This window comes from Helicobacter pylori, assembly GCF_030323545.1.
Lineage (GTDB): Bacteria > Campylobacterota > Campylobacteria > Campylobacterales > Helicobacteraceae > Helicobacter > Helicobacter pylori_CO.
On sequence record NZ_CP122954.1, the window covers coordinates 1,098,222 to 1,111,998 of the forward strand.

14 protein-coding genes are annotated in these 13,777 nt (G+C 36.8%); 11 read left to right on the top strand and 3 right to left on the bottom strand.

Features of this window, described 5'->3' with window-relative positions:
• Positions 1–90: 90 nt before the first annotated feature.
• On the top strand, positions 91–1,482 hold the full coding sequence (gene gltX / locus QAP06_RS05195; RefSeq protein ID WP_286465195.1) for a glutamate--tRNA ligase: 1,392 nt from the start codon (positions 91–93) through the stop codon (positions 1,480–1,482).
• Positions 1,483–1,650: 168 nt separating this feature from the next.
• On the opposite strand, the gene QAP06_RS05205 is transcribed toward gltX, so the two are convergent.
• From QAP06_RS05205 to modA, 3 genes are read right to left on the bottom strand one after another with little or no spacing between them, the layout of a single operon-like run.
• A complete protein-coding gene (locus QAP06_RS05205; RefSeq protein ID WP_286465196.1) occupies positions 1,651–2,448 on the bottom strand; it encodes an ATP-binding cassette domain-containing protein in 798 nt (265 codons plus the stop codon).
• Complete coding sequence (gene modB / locus QAP06_RS05210) at positions 2,445–3,119, bottom strand: molybdate ABC transporter permease subunit (protein WP_286465197.1); 675 nt, start codon at positions 3,117–3,119, stop codon at positions 2,445–2,447. Before modB ends, QAP06_RS05205 begins: the two co-directional genes overlap by 4 nt.
• A gap of 21 nt (positions 3,120–3,140) precedes the next feature.
• A complete protein-coding gene (gene modA / locus QAP06_RS05215; RefSeq protein ID WP_286465198.1) occupies positions 3,141–3,881 on the bottom strand; it encodes a molybdate ABC transporter substrate-binding protein in 741 nt (246 codons plus the stop codon).
• A 222-nt stretch (positions 3,882–4,103) separates the two neighbouring features.
• Here modA and QAP06_RS05220 point away from each other — a divergent pair, with 222 nt between their 5' ends.
• The 10 genes from QAP06_RS05220 (at position 4,104) to QAP06_RS05265 (ending at position 13,763) form a co-directional block, all read left to right on the top strand.
• Positions 4,104–4,664 carry an outer membrane beta-barrel protein gene (locus QAP06_RS05220; protein ID WP_033602689.1) on the top strand — a complete coding sequence of 187 codons (561 nt, stop codon included), beginning with the start codon at positions 4,104–4,106 and terminating at the stop codon, positions 4,662–4,664.
• Positions 4,648–4,830, top strand: coding sequence for a hypothetical protein (locus QAP06_RS05225; protein ID WP_286465206.1), 183 nt, complete (start codon positions 4,648–4,650; stop codon positions 4,828–4,830). Before QAP06_RS05220 ends, QAP06_RS05225 begins: the two co-directional genes overlap by 17 nt.
• A 152-nt stretch (positions 4,831–4,982) precedes the next feature.
• The gene (locus QAP06_RS05230; protein WP_000431950.1) at positions 4,983–6,233 is read left to right on the top strand and encodes a cation:proton antiporter; all 1,251 of its coding nucleotides are present in this window, start codon (positions 4,983–4,985) and stop codon (positions 6,231–6,233) included.
• Positions 6,234–6,330: 97 nt separating this feature from the next.
• Entirely contained in the window at positions 6,331–8,067 is a 1,737-nt protein-coding gene (locus tag QAP06_RS05235) for a M3 family oligoendopeptidase (protein ID WP_286465210.1), read from the top strand.
• Positions 8,052–8,540: a hypothetical protein gene (locus QAP06_RS05240; RefSeq protein WP_286465211.1), complete on the top strand. Its 489-nt coding sequence runs from the start codon at positions 8,052–8,054 to the stop codon at positions 8,538–8,540. The genes QAP06_RS05235 and QAP06_RS05240 overlap by 16 nt, the downstream gene beginning before the upstream one ends.
• Positions 8,541–8,551: 11 nt before the next feature.
• Positions 8,552–10,039: a DUF5644 domain-containing protein gene (locus tag QAP06_RS05245; RefSeq protein WP_286465213.1), complete on the top strand. Its 1,488-nt coding sequence runs from the start codon at positions 8,552–8,554 to the stop codon at positions 10,037–10,039.
• A 1-nt stretch (position 10,040) separates the two neighbouring features.
• Positions 10,041–10,355: a hypothetical protein gene (locus QAP06_RS05250; protein WP_286465215.1), complete on the top strand. Its 315-nt coding sequence runs from the start codon at positions 10,041–10,043 to the stop codon at positions 10,353–10,355.
• A 9-nt stretch (positions 10,356–10,364) separates the two neighbouring features.
• Positions 10,365–11,132 carry a TerB family tellurite resistance protein gene (locus tag QAP06_RS05255; protein WP_286465217.1) on the top strand — a complete coding sequence of 256 codons (768 nt, stop codon included), beginning with the start codon at positions 10,365–10,367 and terminating at the stop codon, positions 11,130–11,132.
• A gap of 25 nt (positions 11,133–11,157) precedes the next feature.
• Positions 11,158–13,053, top strand: a complete 1,896-nt coding sequence (locus QAP06_RS05260; protein WP_286465219.1) for a motility associated factor glycosyltransferase family protein — start codon at positions 11,158–11,160, stop codon at positions 13,051–13,053.
• Positions 13,054–13,100: 47 nt separating this feature from the next.
• The gene (locus QAP06_RS05265) at positions 13,101–13,763 is read left to right on the top strand and encodes a type I restriction endonuclease (RefSeq protein ID WP_350317255.1); all 663 of its coding nucleotides are present in this window, start codon (positions 13,101–13,103) and stop codon (positions 13,761–13,763) included.
• The last annotated feature ends 14 nt before the right edge of the window (positions 13,764–13,777 follow it).

Sequence of the window (13,777 nt, forward strand, 5' to 3'; positions counted from 1 at the left end):
ATCATACACTAATTTTAATAGAAAAAAGTGAAACCATTTTTAAGCCATTTTTGAATACAATAAGCGTATTTTATTTTTAAGGTTAGAATAATGAGTTTGATCGTTACGCGCTTCGCTCCATCGCCCACTGGCTATCTCCACATAGGAGGCTTAAGAACAGCCATTTTCAATTATCTTTTTGCACGAGCCAATCAAGGAAAATTTTTTTTACGCATTGAAGACACGGATTTGAGCCGCAACTCTATAGAAGCGGCTAACGCCATTATAGAGGCTTTCAAATGGGTAGGGCTAGAATACGATGGAGAAATCCTTTATCAATCCAAACGCTTTGAAATTTATAAAGAATATATCCAAAAACTCTTAGATGAAGACAAAGCCTATTACTGCTACATGAGTAAAGATGAGTTGGATGCTTTGAGAGAAGAACAAAAGACCAGGAAAGAAACCCCACGCTATGACAATCGTTATCGTGATTTTAAAGGCACGCCCCCTAAAGGCATAGAGCCTGTGGTAAGGATTAAAGTCCCGCAAAATGAGGTGATTGGTTTTAATGATGGGGTTAAAGGCGAAGTGAAAGTGAATACTAGCGAATTAGACGATTTTATTATCGCCAGGAGCGATGGAACGCCCACTTATAACTTTGTGGTTACCATTGATGACGCTTTAATGGGGATTACTGATGTGATTAGAGGCGATGATCACCTTTCTAACACCCCTAAACAAATCGTTCTCTATAAGGCTTTAAATTTTAAAATCCCTAATTTTTTCCATGTGCCGATGATTTTGAATGAAGAAGGGCAAAAATTAAGCAAACGCCATGGGGCCACTAATGTGATGGACTATCAAGAAATGGGCTATCTTAAGGAAGCCTTGGTGAATTTTTTAGTGCGTTTGGGGTGGAGCTATCAAGATAAAGAAATTTTTAGCATGCAAGAATTGCTAGAATTATTTGACCCTAAAGATTTAAATTCTTCGCCCAGTTGCTTCAGCTGGCACAAACTTAATTGGCTCAACGCTCACTATTTAAAAAACCAAAGCACGCAAGAATTGTTAAAACTTTTAAAGCCTTTTAGTTTTAGCGATCTCTCGCATTTAAACCCCGCTCAATTGGATCGCTTGTTGGACGCTCTCAAAGAAAGATCCCAAACTTTAAAAGAATTAGCCCTTAAAATAGATGAGGTTTTGATCGCTCCTATAGAGTATGAAGAAAAGGTTTTTAAAAAGCTCAATCAAGCGCTCGTTACGCCCTTGTTAGAAAAATTTAAGCTGGAATTGAATAAAGCCAATTTCAACGATGAAAGTGCGCTAGAAAACGCCATGCACAAAATCATTGAAGAAGAAAAGATTAAAGCGGGTAGTTTCATGCAGCCCTTAAGATTAGCCCTTTTGGGTAAGGGGGGCGGGATAGGCCTTAAAGAAGCGCTTTTTATTTTAGGCAAAACAGAGAGCGTCAAAAGAATAGAGAATTTTTTGAAAAGCTAAAAGATTGACTCTGTTTTCATTGAACGCTAATCATAAAAGGGTTTGATTTTGGCGGTTGTTATGAGAGCCACTCCCTAAGACTTTAGCGTTATTTCTAATCCTAAAATGGGCGCATAAAGTTTGCATTTTTGAAAAATAAGAGGGTTTTAAGAGAAAAGTAAAATATTTCTAAAATTTTTTGCCTTGATTGAAATCAAGCTTAAAAGTTGGATTCAGACAATCTTTTGGCAAACTGATCGTTTGAGGAATGACCTCATAATGGCAATAATTTTCATCTTCAAAGAGAGGTTTTATCAACAAGCGGTTTGAAAAAAGCCGATTTTCTTGATTAGGATCAATAACGCCATTGTTTAAAAAGAGAGAAGTTTGCGCGAGTTTGGTTATTTCATTGGGGTTATGACTGACTAATAGCACGCTTAAATTTTCACGCTTGATAAAATCAAGCAAACCTTGTTGTACTTCGTTTTTTAAGGCGTTATCTAGGGCGTTTAAAGGCTCATCTAAAAGCAATAAATTCTTGGCTGCAATTAAAGCTCTTGCTAAAGCAACTCGTTGGGCTTGTCCGCCAGAGAGTTGAAGAATTTTTTGCTGGCTTAGATTTTCTAAACGCATTAAGCGTAACACTTCGTGGATTTTATTTTTATCTTTAGGGTGAGCAAAGGCGATGTTTTGATACACGTTTAAATGAGGAAATAGAGCGTAATCTTGAAACACAAAGCCGATTTTTCGTTGTTGTGGTTTTAAAAAAATCTTTTTTTGAGTGTCTAGCCACACTGAACGATTGACTTCAATATAGCCGCTACTCACCGCTTCAAGCCCTGCTAAAATGCGTAAAATCGTGCTTTTACCCGCTCCCGATTCTCCTAATAAAGCGACAACTTCCGCTTCTTTCATTTCTAAGTCTATATTCAAATCAAACGCGCCCCTAGATCCTAAAAGGTGTTTTTTAAACCGCGCTTTTATCATAAAAACGAGCTTTGTTTTTTATTCAAAAATAGGGTAACAAACAAGAGGCTAAAACTGATAAGCGTGAGCGTTAAGGCGTATTGGTAGGCTTTAGGGTAATTGAGCGCTTCAGTTTCGTTAAAAATCGCAATACTAGCCACTCTTGTTTCCCCTAATATATCACCCCCAAGCATCATCACCACGCCAAATTCACCGATAGTGTGCGTGAAAGTGGTAATGATAGCCATCAATAAACTGGGTTTGATGTTAGGGAGTAGGACAAAAAAAAGGGTGTAATATTCCCCCTTACCCAAACTATAACTGGCTTCTTTTAAAGAAGTGGGCAAGGAAATTAACGCGCTTTTAATAGGGCTTACCATAAAAGGTAAAGAAAAAATCACACTCCCTAAAACAAGCCCTTGAAAACTAAAAACAAGTTTCACATTTAACGCATCTTGTAAAAACGCTCCCAAAAAAGAAGAAGGCGAAAAGATTAAAAGAAGATAAAACCCTAGCACGCTTGGAGGTAAAACTAAAGGCATATACACAAGCGTTTCTGTTAAGCTCATTAAGAGATTGCGTTTAAGGCTTAAAAAATAGCCTAAAAAAATCCCTATAGGGAGTAAAATAAGGGTGGTAATAAAGGCTAGAGAAAAGCTCAAACGCATGGTAATCAAAAACTCATGATCCATTGCTCGCCTTTTTTATGCGTTTTAATCCACAATATAGCCGTATTCTTTAAAAATAGCTCTAGCTTTAGGGTTGAATAAAAAATCTTTAAAGGCTTTGGCTAAAGGGTTATTAGCCCCATTTTTAGTAGTGATCAAGGCTTGTTCAATAGGGTTATAAAGGGCTTTATCAATGATGAAATAAGAGAGGTTTTTATCTTTTTTATCCATCAAGGATAACGCTCCAAAGCCTATTTGAGCGTTTTTAGTAGCGACAAATTGATGGGCTTGAGAAACAGAAGTGCCATAAATGATTTTAGGTTTAAGACTGGAAGTGAGTTTTAAATGCTCTAAGACTTCCATACTGGCTTTTCCATAAGGGGCTAGTTTAGGATTAGCCATAGCGATATATTTAATTTTAGGGTCTTTAAGAATTTCTAAAGAATCCACTTTTAGATTTTCACTCCACAAAACCAACACGCCTTTAGCATAGACTTCTTCTTTAAAAGGGGTTATTTTTTCATCATAAAGCTTTTTAGGTCTAGTAATATCTGCTGAAATGAATAAATCAAAAGGGGCGTTTTGAGTGATTTGAGCGTAGAGTTTGCCTGAAGAATTAAAACTAATTCTAATAGCGTCTTTTTGGTGTTCTTTTTGAAATTCTTTAACAAGGGCTTTTAAAGCGCGTGTGAGATTAGCAGCAGCAGCGATTTTTAAATCCTGTGCCAACAGAGCGCTTGAAAAAAATACGATTAAAAAGGCAAACGCTTTGAAAGTATTTTTCATAGAACTCCCTTTTGTTAAATGATTAAAGTTGGTGATTATACCTATTTGTATCTTAAAAATTTGTATTTTAAAAGTTTGAGGTAGTTTTGTGGGTGTATCCCGCTTATGCCTATTCAATTAATATTTTAAGCTCTAAAAATCTCATCTTTGATAAAAAATTAAACCTTTTAGAAAAATAACCGATTTTAGGGCGTAACTTTAATTCAACAAGAAGGATTTATTATGATTAAAAGAATTGCTTGTATTTTAAGCTTGAGTGCGAGTTTAGCGCTTGCTGGCGAAGTGAATGGGTTTTTTATGGGTGCGGGTTATCAGCAAGGTCGTTACGGCCCTTATAACAGCAATTACTCTGATTGGCACCATGGCAATGATCTTTATGGTTTGAATTTCAAATTAGGTTTTGTAGGCTTTGCCAACAAATGGTTTGGGGCTAGGGTGTATGGCTTTTTAGACTGGTTTAACACTTCAGGGACTGAACACACCAAAACCAATTTGCTCACCTATGGTGGCGGTGGCGATTTGATTGTCAATCTCATTCCTTTGGATAAATTCGCTCTGGGTCTCATCGGTGGCGTTCAATTAGCCGGAAACACTTGGATGTTCCCTTATGATGTCAATCAAACGAGATTCCAGTTCTTATGGAATTTAGGCGGAAGAATGCGCGTTGGGGATCGCAGCGCGTTTGAAGCGGGCGTGAAATTCCCTATGGTTAATCAGGGCAGCAAAGATGTAGGGCTTATCCGCTACTATTCTTGGTATGTGGATTATGTCTTTACTTTCTAACTCATTCTTTCATTCGCTCTTCTTCATCAAATTAAACCCTAGCCGACTCTTGAAAGGTTGGGGTTCAAAAATCTTTTTCATAAATAGAAAGTTTGCCTTAGCGCAGTATAATCTTGGCGTTTTAATTTTTATTTTACTCAATAGAGTGTTTGGTGTTTGCGTTTGAAGGCGGATTTAGTAAGATTTAAATAATAAATTACTTATATATATTTGATAGATATTATTTTATTCAATAGTGCTATTTAATGGCTCAATTTAATAGGATAGTTTCGCTTTGATTTCTTTAAAACAAATCGATTCTACTGGGGAAAGGTTTTTATGGAAAACAGCACACTTTATATTGTTATTGCTGGCTTATGGCTTGCTGTAGGCTTTGGAATCTTTTTAAAGAAATTAGACATGCCTGTTATCATTGGCTACATTTGCACAGGAACGGTCTTAGCAGCTTTTTTTAAAATTAATGATTTTAATTTGTTGTCTGATATTGGTGAATTTGGTATCGTCTTTTTAATGTTTATGATAGGCATTGAGTTTAATTTTGACAAGCTCAAATCCATCAAACAAGAAGTGCTGGTTTTTGGGCTTTTACAAGTAATTTTATGCGCTTTAATCGCTTTTTTAGTGGGGTATTTTGTTTTAGGTCTTTCACCCATTTTTTCCCTTGTTTTAGGCATGGGGCTTTCGCTCTCTTCAACCGCTATTGTGCTGAAATTCTTTGAAGATTCCAAACAGCTTAGCACGCCCATGGGAAAGAGTGCGGTGGGGATTTTGATTTTCCAAGATATTGCCGCCATTCCCATGCTTTTAATTCTCACTATTCTAGGCAGTAAAGATTCTAATGTCAATTTACTCATTCTTAAAACCCTTATTTCAGCAGGGATTATTTTAGTTCTTTTATTATTGCCTGGAAAAAAAGGGGCTAATCTCATCTTAGAGCAAGCAAAAGACACGCGCTTGCCTGAAATCTTTATAGGCACGATTTTAGTGATTGTTTGCAGCGCAGCAGGGTTGAGCCATTTTTTTGGGTTTTCTATGTCTTTAGGAGCGTTCATTGTGGGCATGGCGATTTCTAAATCGCGCTATAAAATCAATGTCCAAGAAGAATTCGCGCAATTAAAAAATCTCTTCTTAGCCCTTTTTTTCATTACGATAGGGATGCAAATTAATGTGAGTTTCTTTATGGAGAAATTCTTTGTTGTCATCTTCTTACTCATTTTAGTGATGGGTTTTAAGACTGCTATCATTTATGCGCTTTTGCGTTTTTTTAGAGACGCTAAAACTGCCATCAAAACCGCCCTTTCTTTAGCGCAAATCGGGGAGTTTTCTTTTGTTATCTTTTTAAATTCAGGCTCGCACCAGCTCTTTAATTTGCAAGAAAAAAAAGGGATTCTTGGTTTTTTGCACCAAAAAAATATCTTAAATATCGCTCAAAATGACATCCACCAACTCCTTATCCTCATGGTGGTCTTTTCCATGTTAGCAACCCCTTTTATTTTAAAATACCTAGAATCCATCGCTCAATTCATTTTGCACCAAAAGAGCCAAGAAAATGAGCCGGCTAAAAAATAATGGCGCAAAAACCAAATGATAAGTTTGCTTGTATTGTCAGTGTTATGTTAAAATACAAGCATATTTTAACTCCAAATTGGTATAAAAAGGGGATTTCATGAAAGAACAAGAATGGGATTTAAGTGCTTTATTTGAAAATAAAGAAAGTGCAGAAGAATTTTTAAAAACCTTACAAACAGAAGCACAAGAATTTGAGAGCGCTTATCAAAACAACCTTAAGAATTTAGACACTGCAGGATTTGCCAACGCTCTTAAACATTACGAAGATTTGTCAGAAAAAATCTCTAAAGTGATGACTTACGCCCAATTGCTTTTTGCTAAGAACGCCAAAGAAGCGAAGTTTTATTCGCAATGCGAAATGGCTTGCACAAATATCCAACAACACCTTTTATTCTTTGAAATTGAATTTAAGAATTTGGACGCCAAAAAACAACTCGCTTTCATTAAAAAATGCAAAGATCATGCTTTTTATCTAAACAATCTCATAGAAAAGAAAAAGCACACCTTAAATTTAGATGAAGAAAAGATCGCTCTAGCCCTTTCACCTGTGGGGGTGGGCGCGTTTAGCCGTCTTTTTGATGAGCATTTTTCTTCTTTGAAAATCCCTTTTGAAGAGCAAAATTTAAGCGAAGAAGAAATTTTAGCCCTCTTGCACAACCCCAAACGCAAGATCCGTAAAAAATCTCAAAAAGCTTTCAGCAAAGTGTTAGAAAAATCCCGCCCTTTACTCACTTACATTTTAAACATGGTGCGTAAGGATTTGCTCATTGAAACTAGGCTAAGAAAATACGATAAAAAAGAGAGTTTCCGCCACATTGACAACCAGATCTCCCAAGAGAGCGTGGATAGCATGATAGAGATTGTGAACGCTAATTTTTCTTTAGTGCATCGTTACTACCATCAAAAAGCACAAATTTTAGGGCATAAACTCAAAGATTACGATCGCTACGCCCCTTTAAGCGATGAAAACACCACCATGACTTACTCTCAAGCTTTAGAAGAAGTGCTTAACACCCTTAAAGCCTTTAGCCCTGAATTTTATAAAATCGCTTCTAAAGCAATTAAAGAGGGGTGGGTGGATTCACACCCTAAAGACTTTAAGCAAGGCGGGGCTTTTAGCCATGGTGGGGTGCCTAGCACTCACCCTTATGTGCTATTAAACTACACAGGAAACCGCCGAGACGCTTTCACTATCGCTCATGAATTTGGGCATATGATCCACCAAGAATTGTCCAAAAAACAAGGCGTATTGAACATGGATACGCCCTTAACCACCGCAGAAACCGCTTCCGTCTTTTCTGAAATGCTGTTTTTTGAGCATTTAAAAAAGGGTTTAAAATCTGATGAACTCCTTTTCATGCTGGCAGGCAAGCTAGAAGATATTTTTTCTACCCTTTTTAGGCAAGTGGTGATGACTAATTTTGAAAGAAGAATCCATGAAATTGATGAAGAATTAGACACCAAGGATTTTGATCGAATCTGGTTTGAAGAAAATCAAAGAATGTTTGAAAAGAGCGTGAAACTCACTAAAAACTACCATTTATGGTGGAGCTATATCCCCCATTTTATCCATTCGCCTTTTTATTGCTACGCTTATAGTTACGGGCAGCTTTTAACTTTGGCGCTTTATGGGCTTTATAAAAAAAGCGACGCTAAAGAGTTTGTTAAAACTTACACGGAATTTTTGAGCTTAGGAGGGTCAAAAAGCCCTAAAGAATTAGTGTCCATGTTTGGCTTTGACATTGATAGCAAGGAATTTTGGGAAATTGGCATGCAAGAGGTGCGTCATTTGTTAGAAGAATTTGAAAGGTTGCTCGCATGCAAAAAGAATTAAGGCTTTTAAACAACAAGCATTGCATTGAATACTTGCAATTTCTGTCCAAAAACCATTTGAGTTTCAACCTTTTGTGCGAAAGAGATGCGATTGATTTTTCCCCCAAGCTCCCTAAAGAAATCCATGAAAAATTCGGCACATTAGTGCTGTTTGTTTTAGCCGGATACACCTTAGAAAGCTTGATGATTGATGCAAAAAGCGTGCAGTTTGAAGCCGGGTTTGGCCCTAATAACATTGGCAGCGTGGTTCAAGTGGAACTTCCTGGCATCATTCAAATCCTTATCAAAGAAAACAATGAAAATGCCGTTTTATTCAATCGTTGCGATTCGCTTGAATTGTTTCAAAAAGAAGAACCGCTCCTTCAAGAGCCAAAAAATGATGAGCGGGAGTCTAAAGAATGGTTGGATTCTAAAGAGGCCCTTTTTTCCAATTCCAAAAACCGCACGATTTTAGAAAATCTGCACAAAAGCTAAAGGAATCATTGATGAGCGTTTTGAAATTGCATGTAAAAGTCTTTCGTTTTGAAACCAACAAAGATTACAACCCTGCTTATGAGTCTTATTTTTTAGAATACCAAGAAGATCAATACCTTTTGGATCTTTTAAAACAACTCAAAGGCGTGAGCTATAGTGAAAATATCGCGCTTAAAATCAATCAAATTGCGGTGTTTGAAGACGCTAAAGTGAGCGATTTGGTGGCGTTTTTTTCTAAAGAGTGGGTGCTAGATCCCCTATCCAAACGATACGCTTTAAAAGACTTAATGATTGATGAAAAGGCGGTTTTAAAAAACTATGAAGATTTTTTCAAACAAGTCCCCTACATCACTAAAGGCGAAAAAGAAGAATTAGAAAAGTTTATTCAAATCAATTTTATCAACCCCCAAACAAACCCTAAATATCTGGGCGATGGCTTTTTCTTGTATGTTAAATGGCTGATGAAGCGCTACCCCACAGAGCGCAACCGGTTATTAGAGATGATTTCTCAGCCTGAAAGCGGCGTGATGAATTTTTTAAGCGTGGTGCATTACCTCTATAAAAACGATGACAATATTGACCATGAAATCTATGAATTGCAAGAAATCCTAACCAATTCCAAAATCAAGCCATGGAAAGATTTTTCTAAAAACCTTTTAAGCCTTTTCCAATACCATTCTAACCCCCCTAAAACGCCTAACCCCCCTAAAACTTGCGCGCTCTTTAACGCTTATGCGAAGCATTTAAACGCGCAATCGCTTCTAAAAAGCGCTAAGCTCTATTTAGAAAAAATGGGGCAAAAAATCATTGATCTGCCTTTTTGTTATGATGGAGGCTATTATGGGAAGATTATAAGCACGCATGATTTCCTCACAGCTTCTGCGTATAATCTGGCTCTAGCCAAAGCCAATGGCGTTTCGCTCATTTTTTGCGAAGAAGACGCGTATTTGAATATCTTGCATGCTAAAGAAGTTTTAGACAACAACCCTGAAATCATCGACTCCGTCAATGAAAAATTGAAAAAATACCAGCTTGTTTATGAAAAAGGCGTTGAGATAGTCTATCTTAATGAGTGGGTTAATGAATTTTTGGCATGGGAATTGAAAAGCCCTTTTGATGCGTTTTTGGGGGCTGAATTTTCCCGCATTAAACAAAGCGATCATTTTTTCAATAAAATCCATTTAAAAGCCCCCTATTTTTTAGAGTCTTTTCAAAATTACGCCCCCCTTTTAGAAGTCAATGAAGAAAGCGGCTTACTCCAGTGTGCGCATTTACGCTATTTAGGGATTGATTTGGGGGCGGATTTTTTAATCGCGCATTCTTTGGGGCTTTTTCATGCTTTTGAAAATTTAAGCTTAAAAGCTTCAAAAGTTTATAAAAGAGATAATGACAACACCCCCACTTTATTTTTACCTCAAATCGCGCTAATGGCTATGGGGGAAAAAAACACGCAAGCTTTAGGGCTTGATACGCATTATCATAAGGTTACTTTCATTTAAGATGAACGCTTTTTTAAAACTCGCTCTCGCTTCTTTGATGGGAGGGCTTTGGTATGCTTTCAATGGCGAAGGCTCTGAAATTGTCGCTATAGGGATTTTTGTGTTGATTTTGTTTATTTTTTTCATCCGCCCTGTGAGTTTCCAAGACCCAGAAAAACGAGAAGAATACATAGAACGGCTTAAAAAAAACCATGAGAGGAAAATGATCTTACAAGACAAGCAAAAAGAAGAGCAAATGCGTCTTTATCAAGCCAAAAAAGAGCGAGAGAGCAGGCAAAAACAAGACCTCAAAGAACAAATGAAAAAATACTCATAAAGGAAAATCATGGAAATCATTTTATTAATTGTTGCGGCGGTTGTGTTGTTTTATTTTTACAACACCCTCAAAGAATATTTGAAAAACCCCCTAAACCCTAAAACCAAAACCGAAGAATACGACTTGAAACATGACCCCTATTTGTTAGTGCAATCTAGCCCCCTAGACAAATTCAAACAAACCCAAACAGGTGCGTATATGCGTCTTTTAAAGTTTTTAGACATTCAAAAAAACGCTTTGGATAACGCCTTAAGAACACTTTTTATCCATGAATTAGAGCAGCCCTTAAACAGCGAACAGCAAAATTTAGCCAAAGAGATTCTCAATGAGCCTGTGGATAAAAAAGAAAATTTTGAATCCTTATGCCAAGAAATCGCTGAGCACACGCATGGGGAATACGCCAAACGCTTGAAATTAGTGGAATTTCTTATGTTATTAGCCTATACTGACGGGATTTTAGATGGCAAAGAAAAAGAATTGTTTTTAGATGTGGGGGCGTTTTTGCAGATAGACAATCAGGATTTTAACGAGCTTTATGATAATTTTGAACGCTTCAATTCCATAGAAATCCCCATGTCTTTAGAAGAAGCAAAAAATCTTTTTGGAATCCAAACTAATATAACCAAGCAAGATTTAGAGGAAAAAGCCCTGAATTTAAGCACCCCCTATTACCATAAAATGAATGACAACAAACGCTACAGCGAACAAGATTTTATCTCTTTGAAAAAAATCGCCCTCGCTTCCCAACTCTTAGAAAATGATTTAAAAGACTCCTAAGGGGTCTTGTGAAAAAGGCTATTGAATGCCCTTTTTAAAAGCCCTAGAATCTTTTGATGCGCCCTTTTTAGAAAAAGAAATTTTAAAGCGTTTTAGGGATAATTTAGTTTTTTTCAAATCTTATAATCCTAATCTTTTTAACGCTCTCAATACGCCTTTTAAAAATTACCAATTGCTTTTTGAAAAAAACCACTTCAATCTCTTACACACGCCCACAAACGCTTTAAGCTACCCTAAAAATCAAATGATAGAAACCGCTTTTAACATGGCTTCTAACCCCCTGAATAATCCCAGATGGTCATTAGACAATAACCATCTCTCTTTAAATTATTTAAAAACTCAAAACAACCCCAAACTCCCCATAACCCTTAAAGCCACGCATGCGATCTCAAACTTTTTAGATAATGATCAAACGCCTTGCTCTTTAAAGAAATTCTTACCCCCTACCATGATTTATGGCGTCTTGGACGGCTTGTTTTTGGCTATTTTGCAGGCTCAAAATTACCGCTTCCATTCGCTTTATTTGTTTGAAGAAAATTTAGATTTGTTTAAAATCAGCTGTTATTTTGTGCGTTATGAAGATTTGATTACAAAAGGGGCTAAACTCTTTATTCAAGGGTTTTTTAACCCCAATGAATTGAAAATGGATTTTTTGAAACGCCCTATCACGCATTCTTTTTTAAAGTTAGAAATCATGCCCTATAAAAGCACTTTTAATTCACGCATGCGAGAAACCATTCAAAGCTATTACAAACAGGCTTTAAGGGGTTGGGGGAGTTTTGAAGATGAATTACTAGGGTTAAAAAACACGCTTAAAAACTTACCCTTATACCAAACTCTAAAGATTAAACCTAAAAAGATTAACGCTCCCATTTGCGTGGTGGGTAACGGGCCAAGCCTGGATTTATTGCTGGATTTTTTAAAAGAAAATGAAGATCATTTCATTATTTTTTCATGCGGAACCGCTTTAAAGCCTTTAAAAACGCATGGCATCAAAGTGGATTTTCAAATAGAAGTGGAGCGCACAGACTACCTTAAAGAGGTTTTAGAAAAAGCCCCCCTAGAAGACACCCCCTTAATGGGGGCTAACATGCTCAATCCTAACGCTTTTAATACAGCCAAAGAAGCGTTAATGTTTATGCGTGGGGGGAGTGCTTGCGCGTATATAAGCCCTTTAAGTATAGAATACGCAGCGCCTTTTGTGGGCAATGCTGGGGTGGCTTTAGCGGGTTTGATGAGCGATGAGATTTATTTGTGCGCTTTAGATTGTGCTTACATTAAAGGGTTTAAAAAGCACGCTCAAAATTCCTATTATGAAAATGAAAAAGAAATTGACACTTCATCTTTAATCAGCATAGAGGGTAATTTTAAGGGTTATGAAACTTTTAGCGACTCGCTTTTTTTGCTCTCTAAAGAAAGGATTGAAGAAGCCCTTAATTATTACCGGCCTAAAAAAGTCTATAATTTAAGTTATGGGGCTAAAATCAAGCATGCTGTTAGCCTCAATCGCTCTCAAGTGAAATTGAAACAAATCAACAAACAAGACACTATCGCTCGCATTAAAAGCATGTTTAGCCCTAGAAGTCATCATGCTAAGGATTTAAAAAATTTACAAAAAAATCTTATTAGTTTTAAAGAGGATTTTTTCATGCGTTTAAACACGCCTTGCAAAACCAAGCAAGAAATATTTGAATGGGTGGATAGCTTGAATGAATTTTGCCAAACAATAAGTGCTAAAACTCCTACTATAGGCATTTTATTTGAAGGGAGTATCGCTCATATCTTACAAAGCGTTCTAATCGTTTCATTGCATCTTAAAAAAAATGAGCTGACGCGTTTTATCAAATTCTCTCAAAACGCCTTGAAACAATTCCTTAAAAAAGCTTGTTTGTTGTTGCAAATGCAACTCAAACAACCATGATTTTCACTTTTACACTATAATAACAACCTTAAATCTAAGGGGTGTGCATGCCATACAATGAAATCACAAGGGTTCAAATCCCTGCCTTAATGCATTTAGCCAAGTTGGGCTATAACTTTATTTCTCAAAAAAATAAGCTTAACCCAGACACGGCCACTAATATTTTAACAGAGAGTTTCACTCAAGCGTTTAACCGATTAAACCCCTTAAACCCTACTAAAGACGCAAAAGATGTTCTTGCTGAAATGAAAAAACGCTTGAATTATGATGATTTGGGCAAAAGCTTTTATGAATACTTGCTCAAAAGCGAGCATCAAATCATAGACTTTGATAACCCTAACAACAACCTTTATGAAATGATGGCTGAATTACCCTATAAATCCTTTAGGCCTGACATCACCCTTTTTATCAATGGCTTGCCTTTGGTGAATATAGAAGTTAAACAGCCTTTAGCCGGACAAGGCATTAGAGAGGAAAAAGATCGCCACATCAAACGCTATAAAAACCCTGAAAACAAAGTTTTTTATAACCTTGCGCAAATCTGGCTCTTTAGCGATGACTTAGCCTATGATGAAAACAACCCCGATCAAGGCGCGTTTTATAGCGCTTCTTATTCGCCCATTTTCCAACGCTTTATTGAAGCCAATAAGTTAGATATTACCCCCCCCCCCCGAAAATCATCAAAATCATCAAAACCATCAATCGCTTGAAGAAATTCAAAAAC